The organism is Actinomycetes bacterium, assembly GCA_024222295.1.
In the GTDB taxonomy this organism is placed as follows: Bacteria; Actinomycetota; Acidimicrobiia; order Acidimicrobiales; family Microtrichaceae; genus JAAEPF01.
Genome location: JAAEPF010000021.1, coordinates 19,937 through 40,738, shown reverse-complemented (window position 1 = coordinate 40,738; position 20,802 = coordinate 19,937). Strand labels below are relative to the sequence as shown.

At 68.0% G+C, this 20,802-nt stretch carries 16 protein-coding genes; 6 read left to right on the top strand and 10 right to left on the bottom strand.

Features of this window, described 5'->3' with window-relative positions; translation table 11 throughout:
• Positions 1–3: 3 nt before the first annotated feature.
• Positions 4–2,607 carry an alanine--tRNA ligase gene (gene alaS / locus GY812_05490; protein ID MCP4434944.1) on the bottom strand — a complete coding sequence of 868 codons (2,604 nt, stop codon included), beginning with the start codon at positions 2,605–2,607 and terminating at the stop codon, positions 4–6.
• A 13-nt stretch (positions 2,608–2,620) separates the two neighbouring features.
• Positions 2,621–2,953 carry a hypothetical protein gene (locus tag GY812_05485; protein ID MCP4434943.1) on the bottom strand — a complete coding sequence of 111 codons (333 nt, stop codon included), beginning with the start codon at positions 2,951–2,953 and terminating at the stop codon, positions 2,621–2,623.
• A gap of 124 nt (positions 2,954–3,077) precedes the next feature.
• Between GY812_05485 and GY812_05480 the strand changes: the two genes are divergently transcribed.
• The 3 genes from GY812_05480 (at position 3,078) to GY812_05470 (ending at position 5,443) form a co-directional block, all read left to right on the top strand.
• The gene (locus GY812_05480; GenBank protein ID MCP4434942.1) at positions 3,078–4,166 is read left to right on the top strand and encodes a mechanosensitive ion channel family protein; all 1,089 of its coding nucleotides are present in this window, start codon (positions 3,078–3,080) and stop codon (positions 4,164–4,166) included.
• A gap of 69 nt (positions 4,167–4,235) precedes the next feature.
• Positions 4,236–5,000 (top strand): DUF2786 domain-containing protein, encoded by a 765-nt coding sequence (locus GY812_05475; GenBank protein ID MCP4434941.1) that lies wholly within the window; start codon positions 4,236–4,238, stop codon positions 4,998–5,000.
• 11 nt (positions 5,001–5,011) lie between these two features.
• Positions 5,012–5,443 carry a hypothetical protein gene (locus GY812_05470; GenBank protein ID MCP4434940.1) on the top strand — a complete coding sequence of 144 codons (432 nt, stop codon included), beginning with the start codon at positions 5,012–5,014 and terminating at the stop codon, positions 5,441–5,443.
• A gap of 12 nt (positions 5,444–5,455) precedes the next feature.
• Here the strand turns inward: GY812_05470 and GY812_05465 are convergent, their stop codons facing one another.
• The 6 genes from GY812_05465 to GY812_05440 all read right to left on the bottom strand — a co-directional run bounded on the left by GY812_05465 (position 5,456) and on the right by GY812_05440 (position 15,345).
• A complete protein-coding gene (locus tag GY812_05465; protein MCP4434939.1) occupies positions 5,456–5,830 on the bottom strand; it encodes a hypothetical protein in 375 nt (124 codons plus the stop codon).
• A 115-nt stretch (positions 5,831–5,945) separates the two neighbouring features.
• Positions 5,946–7,283, bottom strand: a complete 1,338-nt coding sequence (locus GY812_05460) for a replication-associated recombination protein A (protein ID MCP4434938.1) — start codon at positions 7,281–7,283, stop codon at positions 5,946–5,948.
• Between the two features lie 62 nt (positions 7,284–7,345).
• Entirely contained in the window at positions 7,346–9,091 is a 1,746-nt protein-coding gene (gene aspS / locus GY812_05455; protein ID MCP4434937.1) for an aspartate--tRNA ligase, read from the bottom strand.
• Positions 9,092–9,129: 38 nt separating this feature from the next.
• Positions 9,130–10,452: a histidine--tRNA ligase gene (locus tag GY812_05450; GenBank protein ID MCP4434936.1), complete on the bottom strand. Its 1,323-nt coding sequence runs from the start codon at positions 10,450–10,452 to the stop codon at positions 9,130–9,132.
• Positions 10,453–10,545: 93 nt separating this feature from the next.
• Positions 10,546–11,754, bottom strand: coding sequence for a hypothetical protein (locus GY812_05445; protein ID MCP4434935.1), 1,209 nt, complete (start codon positions 11,752–11,754; stop codon positions 10,546–10,548).
• A gap of 144 nt (positions 11,755–11,898) precedes the next feature.
• Positions 11,899–15,345 carry a PKD domain-containing protein gene (locus GY812_05440; GenBank protein ID MCP4434934.1) on the bottom strand — a complete coding sequence of 1,149 codons (3,447 nt, stop codon included), beginning with the start codon at positions 15,343–15,345 and terminating at the stop codon, positions 11,899–11,901.
• Between the two features lie 160 nt (positions 15,346–15,505).
• Between GY812_05440 and GY812_05435 the strand changes: the two genes are divergently transcribed.
• Both GY812_05435 and GY812_05430 read left to right on the top strand, forming a co-directional pair.
• Complete coding sequence (locus GY812_05435; GenBank protein MCP4434933.1) at positions 15,506–16,135, top strand: hypothetical protein; 630 nt, start codon at positions 15,506–15,508, stop codon at positions 16,133–16,135.
• Positions 16,136–16,211: 76 nt separating this feature from the next.
• Positions 16,212–17,006, top strand: coding sequence for an enoyl-CoA hydratase/isomerase family protein (locus GY812_05430; GenBank protein ID MCP4434932.1), 795 nt, complete (start codon positions 16,212–16,214; stop codon positions 17,004–17,006).
• Between the two features lie 12 nt (positions 17,007–17,018).
• On the opposite strand, the gene GY812_05425 is transcribed toward GY812_05430, so the two are convergent.
• Positions 17,019–17,399 (bottom strand): cupin domain-containing protein, encoded by a 381-nt coding sequence (locus tag GY812_05425; protein ID MCP4434931.1) that lies wholly within the window; start codon positions 17,397–17,399, stop codon positions 17,019–17,021.
• 75 nt (positions 17,400–17,474) lie between these two features.
• Here GY812_05425 and GY812_05420 point away from each other — a divergent pair, with 75 nt between their 5' ends.
• The gene (locus GY812_05420) at positions 17,475–18,584 is read left to right on the top strand and encodes an acyltransferase (GenBank protein MCP4434930.1); all 1,110 of its coding nucleotides are present in this window, start codon (positions 17,475–17,477) and stop codon (positions 18,582–18,584) included.
• A gap of 3 nt (positions 18,585–18,587) precedes the next feature.
• Here GY812_05420 and GY812_05415 read toward each other — a convergent pair whose 3' ends face one another.
• The gene (locus GY812_05415; GenBank protein MCP4434929.1) at positions 18,588–20,801 is read right to left on the bottom strand and encodes a bifunctional (p)ppGpp synthetase/guanosine-3',5'-bis(diphosphate) 3'-pyrophosphohydrolase; all 2,214 of its coding nucleotides are present in this window, start codon (positions 20,799–20,801) and stop codon (positions 18,588–18,590) included.
• Position 20,802 lies beyond the last annotated feature (1 nt).

The window sequence follows — 20,802 nt, the reverse complement described above, 5'->3', positions numbered from 1 at the left end:
GGGTCAGGCGCTGAGCAGTGCCCGCACGCTGTCGAGCGCTTCGTCCAGCTTCTCGGGCAGCTTGCCGCCGGCCATGGCCAGGTCCGCGGCCTTGCCGCCGCCTCCTCCGACCAGCCTGGCTGCTTCAGCGATCAATTCCGAGGCGTTGAGGCCACTGTCGGCCGTGACAGCCGCTACCAGGGCCACGCCCTTGCCGCCGGGCGATGAGCCGAGCACCACGGCCTTCACGTCCGGCTTGTCACGTAGCGCCACCGCCAGGTCCCGTACGTCCTCGCGGCGATCGGAGTCGACGCGCGCCACCACAACACCGTTCACTGCCGACCCGGCCAGGTCATCCGACTGACTACCGGCCAGTTGCCGGCGCAACTCGGCCACGTCACCGCGCAGCTCCTTGAGTTCCGCCAGCCGCTTGGCCAGGCCTTCACCCAGATCCTCCACCGGCACGCCGAGTGTGTCTGCGACCGAGTCGATCGTGGCCTCGCGCTCGCGCAACAGGTCGACCACGGCGGCGCCTGTGACGGCCTCGACACGGCGCACGTTGGAGCCGATCGAACCCTCGGACACGATCCTGATGATGCCGATGTCGCCGAGCGCACCGACGTGGGTGCCGCCGCACAGCTCGGTGCTGTGCGGGCCTGCCTCGAGCACGCGCACGACCTCTCCGTACTTGTCGCCGAAGAAGGCGATCGCCCCCATCTCGCGGGCTTCGTCCATCGAGGTCTCGAAGTGCCGCACTGCTGCATTGGAGAGGATCTCGGCGTTGGCGAGGTCTTCGATGCGGGCAATCTCGTCGGGGGTGACGGCGCTGTGGTGCGAGAAGTCGAACCGCAGGCGGTCATCGGCCACCAACGAGCCTTGCTGCTTGACGTGGTCGCCCAGCACCTCGCGCAGGGCCCAGTGCAACACATGGGTGGCCGTGTGGTTCCGGGCGATCGCCGAACGGCGCGGCGCGTCGATGGACGCAACTGCCGACTGGCCCGGCTCCACGGTGCCCTCGACGTCCCCGATGCGGTGCTGGTGGAGCCCGGGTAGCGAGTTGAGGGTGTCGAGCACCTGTACCGAGCCGGTCTCGGTGGTGATGGTGCCGGTGTCGCCGACCTGTCCGCCCGCCTCGGCGTAGAACGGCGTGGCATCGAGGTAGAGCGAACCGTTGCCGATCGCCAGCACGGTCGCCTCGGTGGACGACTCTTCGCGGCCGGTGAAGCGGGTGGGCCCCGACTGCGCCAGCACCGAGCGGGCCAGCTCTGCGTCTTCGCCGGCCTCCACACCCGTCTTGCGGCCTGCTGCCCTGGAGCGCTCCCGCTGCTCGCGCATGGCGTCCTCGAAGCCGGCCATGTCGACCGCGGAGCCGCGTAGATCCGCCATCTCGGTTGTGACCTCGAGGGGGAATCCGTAGGTGTCGTGAAGCACGAAGGCGACGTCACCGGAGAGCTCTCCGCCCTCACCGACTGCATCGAGCTCCGCATCGAGCAGCGTCGAGCCGCGCTCCAGCGTCTGGCGGAACCCTTCTTCCTCCCGCCAGATCAGCTCGACCACGTGATCCTCCTGGGCGCGGAGGTCGGGATATGCGTTGCCCATCAGGTCCACGCATGCCTTGACCATGCGGGGCAGGACCAGCTCATGCACGTCGAGCATGTACGCGAACCTCACGGCGCGTCGGATGATCCGGCGAAGCACATAGCCGCGGTCTTCGTTGGATGGGATCACGCCGTCTGACACCAAGAAGGTGGCGGTGCGTGTGTGGTCCGCCAGCAGGCGCAGACCGATGTCGCTCAGTTCTCCCGAGCCCAGCTTGGCGCCAGTGACCGACTGCGCCTCCTCGAGCAAGGCCACCAGCACGTCTGCCGCGTACAGCGACGGGCTCCCGGCCATGACGGCCAGCAGGCGCTCCAGCCCGGCGCCGGTATCAATGTTCTTTGACGGCAGGTCCGACAACTCACCGCTTCCCCCACGGAAGTACTGCGGGAAGACGAGGTTCCAGATCTCGACGTATCGGTGCTCGGCTGCGGGGTTGGCGGGGCCACCAGCCGGCCCGACCTCGGCGCCGAAGTCCCAGAACACCTCGGAGGACGGACCACAGGGCCCGGTCTCGCCCATCTCCCAGAAGTTGTCTTTGTCGAGCCGCTGGATGCGCTCGCGGGGAAAGCCCACGGCGTCGGCCCAGATCTCCTCGGCCTCGTCGTCCGAGGTGTGCACGGTGACCCACATTCGGTCCCCGTCGAGTCCGAGCACCTCGGTGAGGAACTCCCAGGCCCAGGGGATCGCCTCGGCCTTGAAGTAGTCGCCGAAGCTGAAGTTGCCCATCATCTCGAAAAAGGAGAGGTGCCTGGGCGAACGACCTATGGCATCGAGGTCGTTGTGCTTGCCACCCGCACGCACGCACTTCTGGACCGAGGCCGCCCTGGGCGGGTCATAGGGCACCGGTTCCTCGCCCAGGAAGTACGAGACGAACGGCATCATCCCCGAGTTGGTGAACATCGGCGCCGAGGGATGCGTGGGAATGAGGCTGGCCGAGGGAACCAGTGTGTGGGCGCGCTCCGCGAAGAAGTCGTTCCAGGCGGCGCGGAGCGCGTCCGCGGTCATCGGGGTAGGCGTGCTGGCTGACATCGGTGACGCGAGGTTACCGAGCGGACCGGCGCACACCAGAAGCGTTTGATCCGCGCAGCACCCGCAGTGGTGGGTCACCGGCGCCCGGGTCGCGGCGCAGGTCGAGGGAGGCCTCGGTGCCGAACAGCCTCCCTTTGAGCTCGATCTCGCGCTCGACCATGCCTGCACGGCCCTCGCTCACGGCTGCCCGCACACTGCGGCCCATGGCACGGGCCCCGCGGCCGGCGGCTGCGACGACCTGCTCCGCGCCCAGCTCGTCGATACTGGAGCGCACCTTCCGCTGCGCCCAGACGGTCCCGGACGCACCCGCTGCGGCTCCGACGCCCATCCAGAACAGTCGCTTCATGGCTCCATCATGGCGCAATCGGGCCCGCCCGGCAGAACAATGCCTCGCGCCCGGACGGGCTGGCAGTAGCGTCCGGGGTCGCGTGCAGCCACGCGCTCGTGTCAGAGCCGCAGGAGGTGGCCAGATGACGGCAGCACTGTTTGGTCGGATCGGCCTCTTGCTCGGACGATTGCAGGGCGACAACGCCGATTCCGACGACCAGACCGACACTGTCGCCGAGGCCTTCGAGGGCGTCGGTGGCTGCGACCTCGAAGGCGAGGGCATCTGCCGCTGGGTGTATGACCGCACCAAGAGCGAGGGCCTGGCTGACGCGACCGAGTTCTTCTCGAACAACGTCGTGCAGATCCTCGTGATATTGGCCGTCGCGTTCGTGATGCTCTTCGTTCTCAAACGGGCCATCTACCGGGGAATGGACCGTGTCGCGCAGAGCGCGGTGAAGATCAAGAACCAGCAGGCCGAGGATGACGACGTACCCGAGCGCATCAGGACCGAGCTCGAACAGGAGAACCTTCGCGTCCACCAGCGCACCGAGACGCTCGCTCACGTCATCTACGCGATGACCCGGTTCGGGGTCTGGACGATCGCGGTGATCCTCGTGCTCGGCGAGATCGGCATCAACCTGGCGCCATTGGTGGCCGGAGCCGGAATCCTCGGAGTGGCGCTCGGTTTCGGTGCCCAGAAGGTGGTCGGCGACTTCCTGTCGGGCATCTTCATGATCAGCGAGGACCAGTTCGGCGTTGGCGACGTGATCGACCTGGGCGAGGACAGCGGCACCGTCGAGCGCATCACTCTGCGCACCACCGTCGTGCGCGACATCTACGGCACCCTCTGGCACGTCCCCAACGGTGCGATCGAAAGGGTCGGCAACAAGAGCCAGAACTGGTCGAAGGCATTGCTCGACGTCGGAGTGGCATACGGCACCGACACCGACCTGGCATCCGGCGTGCTGCTGGACACTGCGCACGAATTGGCCCATGACCCCGAGTGGGAGGACTCCTTCCTCGATGAGCCGGAGGTGCGCGGCGTCGAGGACTTGGCGGCTGATGCAGTCACGATCCGCATCTCGGTGCGCACCCGCCCGGCTCGCCAGTTCGACGTGCAGCGTGAGCTCAACCGGCGCTTCAAGCTCGCCCTCGACGAGGCGGGCATAGAGATCCCGTTCCCGCAACGCACCGTCTGGGTGCGAAACGACGGCGGCGAAGCCGACACATGATGGCGACACTGCGTGTCACGGCAGCAGCAACGACACTGCGTGTCACACCGGAGCCGTAGGTTGTCGAACATGAGCGACGCCACACTCAGGGTCATACAGAAGCTGCTCAGCCGTGCGGAGGCCACCGACTTCGAGTCGGAACGCGAGTCGTGCCTGGCCAAGGTCGCCGAGTTGATGGCTCGGCACTCGATCGAGGAGGCCCTCGTGTGGGCTGCCGCCGGCGAACAGGAGGCCGGCACCGAACAACCCACCGAGCGCCTGCTCGTGGTTCCGTCTCCTTACGCGGCCCGAAAGGTCTCGCTGTTCGGGGCGGTCGGCGAGCACGCTGGCTGCACAGTGATCGACGTCGGTTCCGAACCCGACGGGGTCCGCAGGGTCGCCGCAGTGGGGTTTCCCGGTGACCTCGACCGCATGGAGGTGCTGGTCACGTCGCTGCTCGTGCAGCTCACACGCTCGATGCTGGCGGGCGGCCCGCGCCGGGGGGCCCGACGCGGCTCGCCGGGCGCCACGGCCGCATGGCGACGGAGCTTCATCTCGGGGTTCACAGCCCGAGTGGCCGAGCGCCTGGCCGACGCACGGCGTACTGAGGCGGCACATGTCGCCGACCAGCGCCGCTCCGGGCCGGCGGAGGCGCCGGATCAGTCGTTGGCACTGGTGCTGGTGGCACGCGAGGAGGCCGTGGACGCCGAGGTGAGTCGCCGCTACCCCTACCTGCGCAGCCGTCGCATGGATGCGGGGTCCTCACGCAGCGGGCACAGCGCTGGCCGCGACGCGGGTAGCAGGGCGGGGCTCGGCGAGGCGGCCCTGCGCGGCGCCAGGGCCCTCACGGCCTGAGGCTGTCCGGCTTGGGCGCTGATGGCGATGCGCGGGCGGTCTACGCGGCCGAGGCCGCAGCGATCCGCGACCTACCGCTGCGACGCTTCGGCCGCTTCAGCGAGCTGGAGGCATACGTCGAGTCGGTGGTTGTCGGCGATTGGTGGGATGAGACGTTTCCCGCTGCACCGGTCGAGCTGGAGCTGCAGAGGCGCTCTCGCAACGCCACCTGGTCTGCGGCTTGCACGACGGCCGACGAGGTCGGGATCATGGCGATAGTCGACGGGCATGGCTGGGGCCTCGAAACGGTGCTGCACGAATTGGCACACCTTGCAGCCGGGCACGAAGCGGCCCACGGGCCGGCGTTCCGACGCGCCCTTCGCCTCTTGTGGCGCCACGAAGCGGGCGTCGAGGCGTGGAGCGTGCTGAACGCGCACCTCGAGGCCACAGGAGCTGACAGCTGAACGCCGGGCAGCTCAGGCGCTGCGTCTGCCGCCCAGGCGCCGGGCCGCCCGGCGGGTACCTTCGGCCAGGGCCGCTCCCTTTATGACCGGCGAGGTGATGGCGCGGTACGTGGCGCCGGTAGTGCCGTCGACGCGCTCCGCGATGCCGGTCGAGAGGTCGAGGAGGTGCTCCACACGGTCCACTTCGGACGCGGCGCGATCTGCTGATCCTGCAAGGTCGGCGACCAGTGGTCGGGCCGCATCGCTGAACTCCTCCGTGGCGACCGCAAGGGCATCCGCGGCGGCGCCCAGGCGGCGAGCGGCGGCGAAGAATGCGATGCACACCGCCACCAGTGCGAGGGCACCGAGGACGGCGGCTGTGACTGCCAGCAGGTCGACTGCACTCATGGGGCCATCTTCGCAGACCGCTTCGGTCTCGCCGGGGCAATGGGCACGTCCTGTCTCCGCCGGGGAGCACACCGACGCGCTGCACGACATGGCCACGTCGGGAACACCCAGGGGGTCAGCCGGCACCGCTGCCCGTGGAACCACCACTGCCGCGACGGGCCAACCAACCCTCGACCGCCGCAGCCTCGCGCCCGTGGCGAGACGGACGGTAGTAGTGCGCGTCGGCGAGTTCGGCGGGCAGGTATTCCTGGTCGACCCAGCCGCCTTCGTCGTCGTGGGGGTACTCGTAGCCCACACCGTGTCCCAGGCCCCGGGCCGACCGGTAGGACGCGTCGCGCAGGTGCATCGGCACCTCCCCCACCGGAGCGGAACGTATGTCGGCCACGGCACGCCCCAGCGCCGCGTAGGCGGTGTTCGACTTGGGGGCCAGTGCCAGGTGCACGGTGGCATGGGCCAGGTTGATCCGCGCCTCTGGAAGGCCGACGTACTCCACGGCCCTGGCAGCCGCTTCCGCCACCATCAGCGCGGTCGGGTCGGCGAGCCCGACGTCCTCCGACGCTGCGATGACCAACCGCCGGGCGATGAACCTCGCGTCCTCGCCCGCCTCGAGCATCCGGGCCAGCCAGTGCAGTGCCGCGTCCGGGTCCGAACCCCGGATGGACTTGATGAACGCCGAGATCACGTCGTAGTGGTCGTCGCGGCCGTAGCGCACCGAGGCCACGCCGAGCGCGGCCTGTGCGTCATCGAGGACCACCTCGACCGCTCCGGTTCCGCCCTCGCGTTCCAGCCGCGAACTCGCCAGCGCGATCGAGACCTCGAGGCTCGTGAGCAGGTGCCGCCCATCGCCCCCTGCAGAGTCGACGAGGTGGTCCACTGCCGCGGGTTCGGCGTCGGCCGCTTCGGCCTCGAGGCCACGCGCGGCCAGTTCTCGCAGAGCGGCCTCGTCGAGTGGCTCGAGGCGGAAGAGCGTCGACCGGCTCATGAGAGGCGGATTGACCTCGAACGTGGGGTTTTCGGTGGTGGCCCCGATCAGCACGATCAGGCCGGTCTCCACCGACGGGAGGAGGGCGTCCTGCTGTGCCTTGTTGAACCTGTGGATCTCGTCGAGGAACAGGATCGTGCCCCGTGAGTGCGCGCCCAGCCGGGTCTCTGCCTCCGCTGAGACCGCCCGGATGTCCTTGACCGAAGCAGTGACGGCCGACATGGGCACGAACGCCTTGGCTGACGCCTCGGCGAGCAGCCGCGCCAGAGTCGTCTTGCCGGTGCCCGGTGGCCCCCAGAGGATGACCGATGAGAGCCGGTCGGTGTCGACCAGGGCACGAAGCGGCGCACCTGCCCCGAGTAGGTGATCCTGGCCGACCACTTGGTCGAGCGTCTGCGGTCGAAGGCGGTCCGCCAGCGGGCCACGTGCTGCCAGTCGTTCGGCCGCAGCCGCAGTGAACAGGTCGTCCATGGCCGCACGCTACCGCCCGTCCGGCCGCCGCCACTGCGCCACGCCGTTGCGGCGCAGCCGACTCAGGTGCTCGGTGGCAGCAGTCGCAGCCCGAGTTCCTCGAGGTGGGCGTCGTCAACCGCGGTGGGCGCCTTGGTGAGCGGATCACCGCCCGACTGTGTCTTCGGGTACGCGATCACCTCTCGGATGTTGTCCTCGCCCAGCAGCAACGCCACGAGCCGGTCGAGACCGAACGCGAAGCCGGCGTGGGGCGGCGCGCCGTAGCGGAACGCCTCGAGCAGGAAGCCGAACTTCGCGGCCGCTTCTTCGGGAGAGATCCCGAGCAGATCGAAGATCCTCTGCTGGACGTCCCCTCGGTGGATTCGGACGCTTCCAGAGCCCAGCTCCCACCCGTTGAGCACCAGGTCGTATGCCTGGGAACGGACCTTGAGCAGGTCCTCCACCTCGCCGTCGAGGAGGTCGAGGTCGTCGGCATGCGGCATCGTGAACGGGTGGTGAGCCGGCACCGGCTTCCCCGTTGCCTCGTCGACCGACTCGAACAGCGGGAAGTCGACCACCCACAGGAACTGCAGACCGCCCTCGTGTACCGGCGGGCGGCCGAGTTCGAGCCGCAGGAGCCCCAGCACATGGCAAGTCCGCAGCCACTCGTCGGCCACCAGGTAGCAGACGTCACCCGGCTCGGCTCCGAGGCGCTCCACGATGCCTGCCAGCTCCTGGTGGGAGAGGAACTTGGCTATCGGCGAGGTGAGCGTGGGGGCACCGTCAACTTCTTCGACCCTCATCCACACGAGGCCCTTGGCTCCCCACCGCTTTGCCGACTCCGTCAGGTCATCGAGCCGGTTGCGGCTGGTGTCGTCGCTGGCACCCTTGTGGCACAGGCCCTTGATCGAAGTCGCCCTGAAGGCGTTGAATTCCGTGTCCGCGAACACGTCGGTGAGCTCCGTCAGTTCCATACCGAAACGCACGTCGGGCTTGTCTGAGCCGAAGCGGTCCATGGCGTCGTGCCACGTCATGCGCGGGACTTCGCCGATGGGCTCACCCGTGACGGACTCCGCCGCTGCGGACACGGCAGCTGTGATGGCAGCCAGCACGTCCTCCTGGCCGGCAAAGCTCATCTCCGCGTCGAGCTGGCTGAACTCGAACTGGCGGTCGGCGCGCAGGTCCTCGTCACGCATGCAACGGGCGATCTGGTAATACCGATCGACCCCTCCCACCATGCAGAGTTGCTTGAACAGCTGGGGGCTCTGCGGCAGCGCGTAGAAGTTGCCGGGGTGAAGCCGCGACGGCACGACGAAGTCGCGCGCGCCTTCGGGGGTGGACGCGATCAGCATGGGCGTCTCCACCTCCACGAAACCCTGTGCGTCCATCGCCGCCCGGATCGCCGAGTTGATCACCGCACGCTTGCGCAGGTTGTCCTGCATGCGCTCGCGGCGCAGGTCCAGGTAGCGGTGCCGCAACCTGATCGTCTCGTCGACCTCCGAAGCGCGGTCGTCGAGGGGGAACGGCGGCGGCTCGGCCGCCGAGAGGACCTCCACCTCGCAGTCGGCAAGCTCGAACTCGCCCGTGGGCAGCTTTTCGTTGATGGTGCCGTCGGGACGCTCCCGCAGGGTGCCGGTGACGCGCAACACGTACTCGCTGCGCACATCCACCGAGCCGTCGACCACGCATTGCAGCACGCCCGTGTGGTCACGCAGGTCGACGAAGGCGAGGTGCTCGCCATGCTCGCGCCGGCGGCCAACCCAGCCGCACACGGTGATGGTGGAGCCGATGTCCTCACGCCGGGGCTCGCCACACATGTGGGTACGCATCGACGTGGCGCCTCCCGGCGCGCTCTGGCTTGGCTCGGTCATGGCTTTCCTCTGTCGCTTCCCTTGTCGGATGCACCTGCGACCGCGGCGCGCACCCGGGTGACCGCATCTCCCAACGGCACTCGTTGCTGCACGGAGTCGCCTGCGGTGTCACTGTGGTGTCGAAGTGTGCGCAGGGTCACCTCTCCGGCCGCCAATTCGTCCTCACCCACGATCAGTGCCACCGCCGCACCGCTGCGGTCCGCGGCTTTCATCTGGGCCTTCATGCTGCCACCACCGAAGCGCCGGTCGGCGCTGAGACCGGCGGCTCGCAGCTCATGGGTCAGGTCGCGGGCGACGGCCCCGCCGGTCATGTCGACCACGAAGGCGTCCAGGAGCGGTTCCGGCGACGGGAACACCCCTTCGGCGTCGGCTGCCAGCAGGATCCGGTCGACGCCGAGGGCGAAGCCGATCCCGTCGGTTGCCGGGCCGCCGAGGTCCTCTGCGAGCCCGTCGTAGCGGCCGCCTCCGCCGATTGCGTTCTGCGCCGCATCCAGGGCATCGGCGGCGAACTCGAACGTGGTGCGCCGGTAGTAGTCGAGGCCGCGCACCAGGCGCTCCTCCACCCGGAACGGTATGCCGAGTGCCTCCAGGCCGTCCTTGACCCGCGAGAAGTGCTCGGCGGACCCGGCAGAGAGGAACTCGGCGATGGTCGGCGCGTTGGCCACGACACCGCGGTCTTCGGAGCGCTTCGAATCGAGTACCCGCAGCGGATTGCGACCGAGCGTCTCAAGCGCCTCGCTCGACAGGTCTGCGGCGTGGGACTCGAGATGACCGCGCACTGCCTCTGTGTAGCGGGCGCGGTCGTCGTGCTCGCCGAGGGTGTTGAGCAACAGCGTGACCTGCCGGAGCCCCAGGTCCTCGAAGAAACGCCAAGCGAGGGCGATCACCTCGACATCGAGGTCGGCATCATCGCTGCCCAGCGCTTCGACCCCCACCTGGTCGAACGAGCGATAGCGGCCTTTCTGTGGGCGCTCGTGGCGGAAGTTGGAGCCCGCGTAGAACACCTTCCATGGCAACAACGGCTTGTGCTGCACGAATGCCCGTACTGCCCCGGCGGTCATCTCCGGTCGCAGTGCTATGCGCCGGCCGTCGCGGTCGGTGAAGTCGTACATCTCCTTGGTGACGACGTCGGTCTCCTCGCCGACGCGCAGGAATACTCCGAGATCCTCGAGCAGCGGCGGTACCAACTCGCGGTAACCGGCGCGTTGGGCCGCCGCCACGAAGAGGTCCACGAGTTCGCGCCGACGCGCGGAGTCGGGCCAGAGCATGTCGCGCATGCCCGTGAGGGACTGGAACTTCTCGGGGCGATCGGCACTCACGACGGCCCAAGCTACCGGAGCATGCGCCCCGGCCCGGAACCGGTTGCACATGGCTCCCGATGCCGATTCCGCCGAATCGGCGAATGGGCCGCCTCAGCGCCGCAGCGAGTCGCCCAGGGAACGCACCTGGGTCAGCAGGTCGTCCTCGTCCCAGTGGTACACCGTGGGCACGCCGGTGGCTTCCTGGTGGGCGTGGGCGATCCAGTCCATGACGCGGTGGCAGTCGTCGCGCTCCGTGAGCCGAGTCATCTCCCCCAACACGCAACAGGGAGTCTCCGGGTCGAGCGAGATCGCGACCGGAAGCACGTAGTCACACGCCTCCATCAGCTTGATGGTGCCGTCGTAGAGCGGCTGGAGGTGCAGGGTGGCACGCTCGGGCGGCTCCTCACCGCGCCGCTTGAGCCAGCCGTCACGAGCCTTCTTGATCAGCCCGGCGGTCACAGACAGGTCCTGTGAGCCGCTGGCGGCCATGGCCAGCAATTGGCCACCCTGGGCCATCTGCTGTTCGAGCTCATGACGCATCACGACGTTGTTGGCGCGCACCAGCTCGGAGTCGAGCTTCGCCCTGCGACGACTGGCCGTTTGCGGAATCGACAGGAAGGTGCGAGCTCCGATCTGCAGTACCTGCATGGCCGGCACGCCGAGTGCCGCCTGGGTGGCGACCATCCGCGAGACCAGCACGTTGGTCCGCGCCGCCAGGTCGTCGAGCTCCACCCGCTTGCCGAGCACGCCGAATGTGCGTTCGGAGTTGCACATGGCGGTGAGGAATGCTCCCAGCACCAGGGCAATGTCGATGATCTGGCCGTGGTTGGTGACCAGCGCCACGTTCTGGTTCTCGAGGAACATGAGGCTGCGCAGGTGGTTGAACAGATGGTCGTTACGAGGATCCTGGAACGGCTCCAGCAGAACCCGGTCGAACTCGGGAAACGCTGCGTGGGCGTAGAGGTCCACGGCGTCCAGGCCCTGCGGGTCGGGATCGACCTTCACACACGTGGGGTCGTGGAACTCGAGCGCCTTTGTGTACGGAAGGGTCTGCAGCAGGTCCGAGTGGCCGGTTCGGGTGAGGCCCAGCATCGACTTGTAGACCGCCTCGGGGTCAGCTTCGGCGAGGAGCGCCTCGGCCTTCTCGACCGGGTCCTGCGTTTGTTCCCGCGGCGTCACATCGGAAGCCGCTTGCTCCTTGGGCGCCTCGCGCTCCGCTGGGCTGTCGGCCCCCGTCTGCGCAGCCGACTCGGGGTCACCCACGACATGGAGCTCCGGTCGCTTGTCGTCGTTGTCGTCGTTCGCGGATCGTGAAGGCACGTGGTCTCTGACTGTCGCTGCTGCACTCAGGTTACCGAAGGCGGCGGTTCGGCACTGAAGGACTCCACAGCGCCGACGACCCCCCGGAGAACGAGGAAGGCCCCCGGCTGAGCCGGGGGCCTTCCTGCGGTTCTCTGGTTCTGATCAGGCAGTGGTGGTGCCGTTGTCCCAGATCGACAGCTTCAGTCCGTTGGCACCTGAAGCTGCGCCGTTGCCGGTGGAGCCACCGTTGCCAGTGCCTCCACCGCCGGCACCCTGGGTGCCGGACCCGGTCGAGCCCGCCGAGCCACCGGAGCCTCCGGATCCGCCCGAGCCTCCGGAACCGGAGCTCGTGCCTGGTGCGAGGGTGTTGCCAGACTCGGCAAGGGTGCCCGTGCCGATGTTGAACACGGCGATCGACGGGCCACCGGCGCCACCACCGGCGCCACTACCGGCGCCACCACCACCGCCGGCACCGCCACCGCCACCGCCGCCTGCGAGGCAGCAGGACCTGGTACCGCCGTTGCCGCCGTTGCCGCCGCGGCCGCCGTTGCCACCGGCCTGGCCGGCGCCACCGTTGCCACCATTGCCGGCGGTAACCGTGCTGTTGGTGAGGGTCACGTTGGAGTCGTGGGAGTAGACACCGAAGGAGCCACCGCCGTAGCTGCCACCGCCGGAGCCAGCGGTACCGCCGGTGCCACCGGCACCACCGCCACCACCGCCACCACCGGAGGCCGAGGCGGACTTGCCGCCACCACCGCCGCCGGCGCCGGCGCCGCGGGCGCCGCCACCACCGCCGGTGCCGTTCTGGCCGACGTAGGTCGCACCGGAGCCGGAGACGCTGTTCGAGCCTGCGGAACCGGCCGATCCTGCGCCACCACCGGCGCCGCCGCCACCGCCACCGGCGTTGGTACCGCAACCGAAGAGGCTGCCGCAGCCGCCGTTGCCGCCACCGGCGCCACCGCCACCGGAGCCACCGCCGTTGCCGGAGCCGCTGTAGTCACCACCGCGGCCGCCGCCACCGGAGTTGCTCGGCGAGGTTCCGGAGCAGCCGGAGCCTCCGTTGCCGGGCGAGCCCGGGCCGCTGGCGTTGGCGCCGTTGCCACCGTTGCAGGCGTTGCCCGGCGTAGACGGCTTCGAGCCGCCCGAGTTGCCGGCGTTGCCGGCCGCCGCGGTAACCGTGGAGTCCACGATCAACAGGGTGGATCCGGTCGCAAGCACGCCGTAGGCGCTCGCTCCCGCACCGGTTGGGGTTCCCGAGTCGACCGCGAGGTCCTGGAGGGTGGCACCGGTGCTGGTGCCACTGGCGAGCACGCCCGTCCCGCTGCCAGTCACCGTGGTCGTGCCGGTCCGGCCGTCGAAGTCGGTCTCGTAGCCGCCGCGGACGACCAGGTCACCCGTGAGGGTGAAGCCGCCGAACGCACCGTTGGACACCTGCACAACGCCCTTGCCGATGCCGCTTGCGTTGGTGACGCCCTGGCCGATCGTTGCGCAGGGAGAGCCGATGGCACCACAGGAACCCGAGTCGGTGCCAGTGGTGCTCACGAACAGCGTGTCCGAGGCGTCACCGTCGGCACCGTCACAGTTGCTGTCGACACCGCCGGCATCCAGCGGGTCGGCAGCACCCGGGTAGGTGCCCGAGGCGTTGTCGTCACAGTCCGTGGGAGGCGACACGCCGTCGCCGTCGTCGTCGATGACCACGGAGATGCCCACTGTCTTGGAGGCGCTGTCCCCGCTGTCGTCGTGGACGGTCAGCGTCGCTGTGTAGTTGCCCTCCGAGTACGTGTGGCTGGGAGCTGCGGCGGTCGACGTGTTGCCATCACCGAAGTCCCATTCGGTCGACACGATCGTGCCGTCGGGATCCGATGAGGCAGACGAGTCGAAGTTGACCACCAGCGGGCGTGCGCCGCTCGTGGGGTTCGCCGAGATTGCCGCAGTGGGCGGCGTGTTGGGGTTGACCGTGATCGTCACCGAGGCATCGTCGGTCGCTGCGTCCTCGTCGGTGACCGTCAGAGTGGCCGTGTAGGTGCCGTCGTCGACGTAGGTGTGCGTCGGCGTGGCACCGGTGCCGTTGTTGCCGTCACCGAAGTCCCATGCGTAGCTGACGATGGTTCCGTCGGGATCGGTCGAGCCCGTGCCGTCGAAGTCGACCTCCAGGTCCTCCTTGCCGGTGAGCGGGTTGGCGCTCGCCGCCGCGTTCGGGGCCTGGTTGGCAAGGACGGTGATCGACACCGATTTGGAGTCGGTTGCGCTGTCATCGTCGGTGACGGTGAGAGACGCCGTGTAGGTGCCCGGCGTCAAGTACGTGTAGGTCGGGGCAGCGGCGTTGGAGGAGCCTCCGTCACCGAAGTCCCACGCGTAGCTGACGATGGTTCCGTCGGAATCGGTCGAGCCCGTGCCGTCGAAGTTCACCTCGAGGTCCTCCGGACCAGAGGTGGTGTCCGAGCTGATGGCGGCCGTCGGGGCCACGTTGGGCGCGTCCACCGAGATCGTGACTGTGTCGGTGCCGATGGCGCTGTTGTCGTCGGTCACGGTGAGAACAGCGTCGTAGCTGCCCGCAGCGGTGTACGTGTGAGCGGCCGGAGTTGCGCCGGTGGCGGAGTTGCCGTCGCCGAAGTCCCAGCTGTAGCTCAGGATGGAGCCGTCGGAGTCAGACGAGCCGGAGCCGTCGAAAGTGACGGCCAGCGGGAACTCACCCGAGGTAGGCGTCGCCTGGGCGTCGGCCAGTGGAGCCACGTTGTCCGAGACCGTGACGTTGACGGTGTCGGTGTTGAACCCCCCGAGCGTGTCGGTGACCGTGAGGCTCGCCGTGTAGTTGCCGGCTGCGGTGTAGGTGTGCGCTGCCGGGGTTGCGCCGGTGTCGGAGTTGCCGTCACCGAAGTCCCATGCGTAGCTGACGATCGCGTTATCGGGGTCACTCGAGCCGGAGCCGTCGAAGGTGACTGCGAGCGGGGTCTTGCCCGAGGTCACGTCCGAGGTGGCAACAGCGGTGGGGGCCTGGTTGGCGTTGACCGTGATGTCGATGGAGTCCGATGCGATGGCTCCATCGTCGTCGGTCACCGTCACCACGGCGCTGTACAACCCGGCGGTCGCGTAGGTGTGGCTCGGGTCGGTGTCGGTCGAGGTGTTGCCGTCACCGAAGTCCCACTCGACCGAGAGGACAGTGCCGTCGGAGTCAGCCGGAGACGAGGTGAAGTTGACCGTGAGCGGCTCGACGCCCGAGGTGACGTCGGCGCCGGCGGTCGTGGTCGGCGGGGCGTTGGGCGTGACCACCGTGATGTCTGTGGTGTCGACGCCGGTTGCACCCTTGTCATCGGTCACCGTGAGGGTGACCGTGTAGACGCCGTCGGCTGTGTAGGTGTTGGAGGGCTCAGGGTCGGTGGAGACGTTGCCGTCACCGAAGTCCCAGTGGTAGTCGGTGATGGTGCCGCCGGGGTCGCTGCTGAGCAGCCCCGAGAAGAACACCTCGAGAGGGGGCCCTCCCGAATCGGGTGACGCAGTCAGCACGGCCGTGGGCGGCGTGTTGACGTTGTTGGATGGAGTCGTGCAGGCCGCAGAGACCAGCACGACGGCCGACAACAGGCACGTGAGTACAAGGAACTTGCTACGCATCGCTTAATCCCCCTCGTTGGACACCCCTCGCCTAGGGGTGCCAATCGCACCTTTGTAGTTGACGAAAATGCCCCACGCAAGGGATCCGCTTCGAATCGCGGCCTTGGGTCGGGTGATTTACCCATGGCTGTTGGCCGTGACGCAGCGGACAATCGACCCGATGGAGGACGAGATCATCGATCTCACCAGCGATGGTGAAGGGGCGCTCGAGTTCCTTGCGAGCGCTCTCAACGAGCGCCCGCCGGCCGACGAACAGGCCAGCCCGGCCGCACTCGCGTCCACGCGCCTCATCGACACCGGCCCGCACGAACGCGAGTTGCCGGAGCTCGGAGCGACTGCTGACCTCGGCGAAGACGTCCACCACGACGCAACTCCCCGCGAGCCCGTCGACCCCTCCGAAGTCGAGGCCGCGGTCTCCGGGCCGATGATTGCGCCACCAGGATCCTTGCGCGGGTTCTCGGCGCTGCCGTTGCGGCTACGGCGCCGCATCCAGCCGCTGCTCTGTGAGGGCGAAGAGGTCGACTGCGTCGTCGAGGGCGGGAGGAACCGGTGGCCCCGCTATGTCGTGGCAACCACACACAGGATCATCCTCGTGGGCTGGGGTTCGACGAGGTCGGAGCTAGACACGTTGAGCCTGCCATGGCACCGCACGGACCCGGCAGAGGTTTCGGGTCAGGAGATGACACTTCGGTACAGCGAGTTCGGCAACTCCACCAGCGCCGTGGTGCACCCGCGCGATGGCTATGAGGACGAGGTTGCCTTCGTACTGACGAGACTCGCGGCTGGCTGAGCACGCTGCGGCTGCTCCAGCGCACGGCGACTCGAGCGCACCGCGAATACGCGCGACCGCGTTGTAGCTTCGGCGGATGAGTTCAGATGATGACGCTCTCCTGGTCGAACAGGACGGTGGGGTCCTGACCCTCACCAACGTCGATCCTCCGCGCAACCGGATGACGTTCGCCTATATGAACGCGCTCGAAGAGGCCGTCAACCGCGCCGCCACCGACCCATCGGTGCGCGCGATCGTGTTCACCGCTGCCGGCGACGAGCACTTCTCGGTGGGCATGGACCTCAAGCAGCTCGTGAGCGCCGGCAACGAGCACGGCGCGTTCGACGAGATCCTCGACCAACGCCGAAGGGTCCTCGGCATGATCGAGTCGATGGAGAAGCCCTCCATCGCCACGCTCTTCGGCTACTGCCTGGGCGGCGGGCTCGAGCTGCCGCTTGCCTGCCACTTCCGCCTCGCAGCTGATCACGGAGCGCGCATCGGCCTGCCGGAGCTCGACCTCGGCACCGTGCCCGCATGGGGCGGCACCGCGCGCCTCACGCGCACCGTGGGCCGCGCCAACGCCCTCGACATGATGCTGCGGGTGCGCAAGATCGACGGGATGCAGGCACTCGACATCGGCCTCGTGCACGAGGTGCATCCAATGGACGAACTGAAGTCCGCTGCCAGGGCCCTGGCCGAGGAACTGGCGGCGCTCCCACCGGTCGCTGTCGCCGGGGTGCTGCGCTGCGTCGTCGGAGCGGGTGACGCTCCACTGGAGGAGGCCCTCGACATCGAGCGCGAGGCCGTAAATGCCTGCAACGGCACCGAGGACCTGATCGAAGGCATGCAGGCATTCATGCAGAAGCGCAAGCCTGTGTTCCGCGGCCGGTGAACGGCCCCGGCGTCAGGTTCCGGCGAGTGGGCTCGTCTCCGGCGGATTGAGCTCTATGAGCACGTCGAACAGGTTGGCCGCCATCGGGAGACCCACCAGGTAGACCATTCGCTCGGTCACCTCCCCCTCGGCGTGCACCGCACCGGCGGGAATCTCCAGCTTGTCGCCGGGACCGAGCGGGACACGCTCACCGGACTCGTCGAGGATGTAGCTGCTCCCTTCGAGCACGTAGCCACAGTTGTCGAAGCCGTGCCAGTGAAGGGGCAACTCCTCCATGCGGTCCGACACATAGGTGGTCGGCCACAGGTCCAGCCGGCGGATGTCGTCGAGGACTTCGCCCTTCGTGCTGAAGGCGTTGCGGATCACCCTGAGAGGGCCAGGCTCGAGAACCATTGTCCGAACCTAGCCGCACCGGCGCAGGAACGGCCGGGGTTTGACCACCCACCGCGGCTGGCGCAGACTCTGTGTATGGCGTCTGGGGGCGATGGGGGCGTCATCTCGCGGGTCGAGTTGCTCGACGGGCTGCGCGGGGTGGCCGTGTTGATGGTGCTGATGCACCACGCTGCTCCCGCGTTCACGGGTGGCCTGATGCTCCAGACCGGCGTGGACCTGTTCTTCGTGCTCTCGGGCTTCCTGATCACGACGATCCTGATGCGCACGCGCAAGCGATCCGACTACTTCCGGCTGTTCTACGCCCGCCGGTCATTGCGGATCTTCCCGCTCTACTACGCGTTCCTCGCGATCTCGCTGCTCTTCGCCTGGTTGGCGATCCACTTCGACGTCCACGAGGCCGTCGGGTATCCCGAGGCGCAGAACCTGCTGGACAACCAGCTGTGGGGCTGGCTGTACCAGGTCAACAACCTTCTGGCATTCGAGGGCACCATCGCCTTCGCCGGTCTCACGCACCTGTGGTCGCTGTCCATCGAGGAGCAGTTCTACCTGGGCTGGCCCGTGATCGTGCGCCGTGTGCGTCCGGAGCGGATGCTGGCGGTGGCGCTCGGCGTCGCTGCCTTCTCCATCGTGTTGCGCGGGTTCTCCTACACGGTGTGGGGCAAGAACATGGCGTACTACTTCACATTCAACCGCCTGGACGGCCTCGCGCTGGGCGCCGCGGCGGCAATCGTGCTGCTCAACCCTGAGTTGCGCGAGAAGGCCGCCGGTCTGATGCGCTGGGGAGCCAAGCTTTGGTGGGCCGTGCCGTTGCTGCTGATCGTGCCGCTGTACCCGTACGGCATGTACGGGTCGCTCGTGGCCCTCGAGCTTGGCTACGTCGCATGGGTCGTGGCCGCTTACACCGGCGCACTACCCGCGCGACCCACCCGGTGGCTGGGCAGCAGGTTCATGCTGAAACTGGGTGCCTACTGCTATGCGATCTACGTGTTCTCGATGCCGATCGCCCAGCCCGTCAAGGACATGACGCCGACTGGGATCCCAATCGTCGACGCAACGTTTGCCATCACGGTGACGCTGGGACTGTCCTACGTGCTGGCCGCCATCAGTTGGCGGCTGTGGGAGTCGCGCTGGCTACGACTCAAGAGCAGGTTCACCTACACCGGTCAGGTCGCCACCCGAACCTGAGGCTCAGCTGCTGGCGGCTCCGGGCAACACCCGGTAGGCGTCGTAGACGCTGTCGATCGTGCGAAGCGTGTTGAGCAGGGTGTCCAGGTGTGACGAGTCGCCGAGCTCGAACTCGAAGCGCATGGTGGCGACCCGGTCGCCGCCGGCGTGGCTGGTGCTCGACACGATGTTGACCCGGTGTTCGGATAGCACGCTGATGACTTCCTGCAACAGGCGCGGCCGGTCGAGGGCACGCACCTCGACCAGGGCCAGGAAGTCGCCGGTGCTGTCGGAGTCCCAGTCGACGTTGAGCATCCGCTCGCCCTGGCCCTCCTTCAGCGAGACGGCGTTCGCGCAGTCGGTGCGGTGCACCGACACTCCCCTGCCACGGGTGATGAAGCCGACGATCTCGTCGCCGGGTACGGGGGTGCAGCAGCGGGCGATGCGCACGAGCATGTCGTCGAAGCCCTCCACGTGCACGCCGACCTTGCGACCGCGACGCCGCCCCGGTGACATGACCGGGTTGGCCACCACGTCCTCTCGGTCGTCCTCGGCGGTGCGCAGCAGGTTTGCCACTCGCTGGGCAACAGAGGCGGCCGAGACATGACCCTCGCCGATCGCTGTGAGCATCGCGTCGGCGTCGGTGTACTTGAGCTGGCCTGATACTTCGTCGAGCAGTTCGCCCGACATGATCTTCTGGCTCGGCAACGCAGCCTTGCGCAGCTCCTTTAGCAACTCCTCGCGGCCCGACTCCAGAGCATCCTCGCGACGCTCCCGACTGAACCACTGGCGGATCTTCGCCGCGGCCGACCGGCTGGCAACGAAGGTCAGCCAGTCCTGGCTCGGACCTGCACCGGCCACCTTCGATGTGAAGATCTCCACGGTGTCGCCGACCTGGAGCTTCTCGTCGAGGGGCACCAGGCGACCGCCCACGCGGGCACCGATGCAACGGTGGCCGACCTCGGTGTGGATTGCGTAGGCGAAGTCGACGGGCGTGCCACCCGCCGGGAGCGTGACCACGTCTCCCTTGGGGGTGAAGACGAACACCTCGTCCTGTTCGAGGTCGATCTTCAGGTTGGCCATGAACTCGCCCGGATCGGTCATCTCCTGTTGCCAGTCGACTATCCGGTTGAGCCAGGCGACGTCCTCGGAAGGGCCTTCCTTGTAGGAGAAGTGCGCCGCCACCCCCCACTCGGCGCGGTTGTGCATCTCCTGGGTGCGGATCTGCACCTCGAGTACCTGCCCACTCACCCCCACCACCGTCGTGTGCAGCGACTGGTAGAGGTTGAACTTGGGCATCGCTATGTAGTCCTTGAACCGTCCGGCCACGGGCGCCCACAGCGAATGGATCGTGCCCAGGGCCGCGTAGCAGTCCTTGGTGGACTCCACGACCACGCGCACGCCGACGAGGTCGAAGATCTCGTCGAACTCCCGCCCCTTGAGCACCATCTTCTCGTAGATGGACCAGAGGTGCTTCGGGCGACCGGTCACCTCGGCCTTGATGCCCATCTGCTTGAGGCGGTCGCGGACCTCGTCGAGCACCTCCTCGATGAACGCCTCGCGCTGCGGTGTGCGCTCGGCGACCATCTGGTCGATCTCGGCGAACATCGGTGGGTTGAGTGCAGCGAAGCAGAGGTCTTCGAGTTGCTGCTTCATCTCGGCCATGCCGAGCCGATGCGCCAGGGGCGCGTACACATCAAGTGTCTCGCGCGCCGTGCGGGTCTGTTTGGCGGTCGGCATCGCTGCGATCGTGCGCATGTTGTGCAGCCGGTCCGCGAGCTTGATCACCAGGACGCGGATGTCCTTGGCCATCGCCACGAGCATCTTGCGCATCGTGGCCGCCTGCTGGGCTTCCTTGGAGTCGAACTCGAACCGCTCGAGCTTCGTGACACCGTCGACGATCTCGGCGACCTCGACACCGAACTGTGCCTCGACCTCCAGCAGGGTGAGACCGGTGTCCTCGACGGCGTCGTGCAGCAGGGCCGCCGCAATGGTGGTGTCGTCCATCCCGTAGCGGGCGACGATCGCTGCCACCGCGAGAGGGTGGGTGATATACGGCTCGCCGCTGCGGCGCAACTGCCCCTCGTGCCAGCGGGCGGCGAGCTCGTGGGCCGCAGTGATCGCTTCGGTGGGCTTCTTGGGGTGCAGGTTGCGGTACTCCTCGACGATTCCCTTGACCTCCATGGCCTGGGGAACCGTGTGGCGCCGCCACGGCAACACGCGCGTCATCGTGGGCAAC

Bases quoted from the DNA above. Each gene is read 5' to 3' on its own strand.
- alaS (MCP4434944.1), bottom strand. From the start codon at position 2,607: ATGTCAGCCAGCACGCCTACCCCGATGACCGCGGACGCGCTCCGCGCC.
- GY812_05485 (MCP4434943.1), bottom strand. From the start codon at position 2,953: ATGAAGCGACTGTTCTGGATGGGCGTCGGAGCCGCAGCGGGTGCGTCC.
- GY812_05480 (MCP4434942.1), top strand. From the start codon at position 3,078: ATGACGGCAGCACTGTTTGGTCGGATCGGCCTCTTGCTCGGACGATTG.
- GY812_05475 (MCP4434941.1), top strand. From the start codon at position 4,236: ATGAGCGACGCCACACTCAGGGTCATACAGAAGCTGCTCAGCCGTGCG.
- GY812_05465 (MCP4434939.1), bottom strand. From the start codon at position 5,830: ATGAGTGCAGTCGACCTGCTGGCAGTCACAGCCGCCGTCCTCGGTGCC.
- GY812_05460 (MCP4434938.1), bottom strand. From the start codon at position 7,283: ATGGACGACCTGTTCACTGCGGCTGCGGCCGAACGACTGGCAGCACGT.
- aspS (MCP4434937.1), bottom strand. From the start codon at position 9,091: ATGCGTACCCACATGTGTGGCGAGCCCCGGCGTGAGGACATCGGCTCC.
- GY812_05440 (MCP4434934.1), bottom strand. From the start codon at position 15,345: ATGCGTAGCAAGTTCCTTGTACTCACGTGCCTGTTGTCGGCCGTCGTG.
- GY812_05435 (MCP4434933.1), top strand. From the start codon at position 15,506: ATGGAGGACGAGATCATCGATCTCACCAGCGATGGTGAAGGGGCGCTC.
- GY812_05430 (MCP4434932.1), top strand. From the start codon at position 16,212: ATGAGTTCAGATGATGACGCTCTCCTGGTCGAACAGGACGGTGGGGTC.
- GY812_05425 (MCP4434931.1), bottom strand. From the start codon at position 17,399: ATGGTTCTCGAGCCTGGCCCTCTCAGGGTGATCCGCAACGCCTTCAGC.
- GY812_05420 (MCP4434930.1), top strand. From the start codon at position 17,475: ATGGCGTCTGGGGGCGATGGGGGCGTCATCTCGCGGGTCGAGTTGCTC.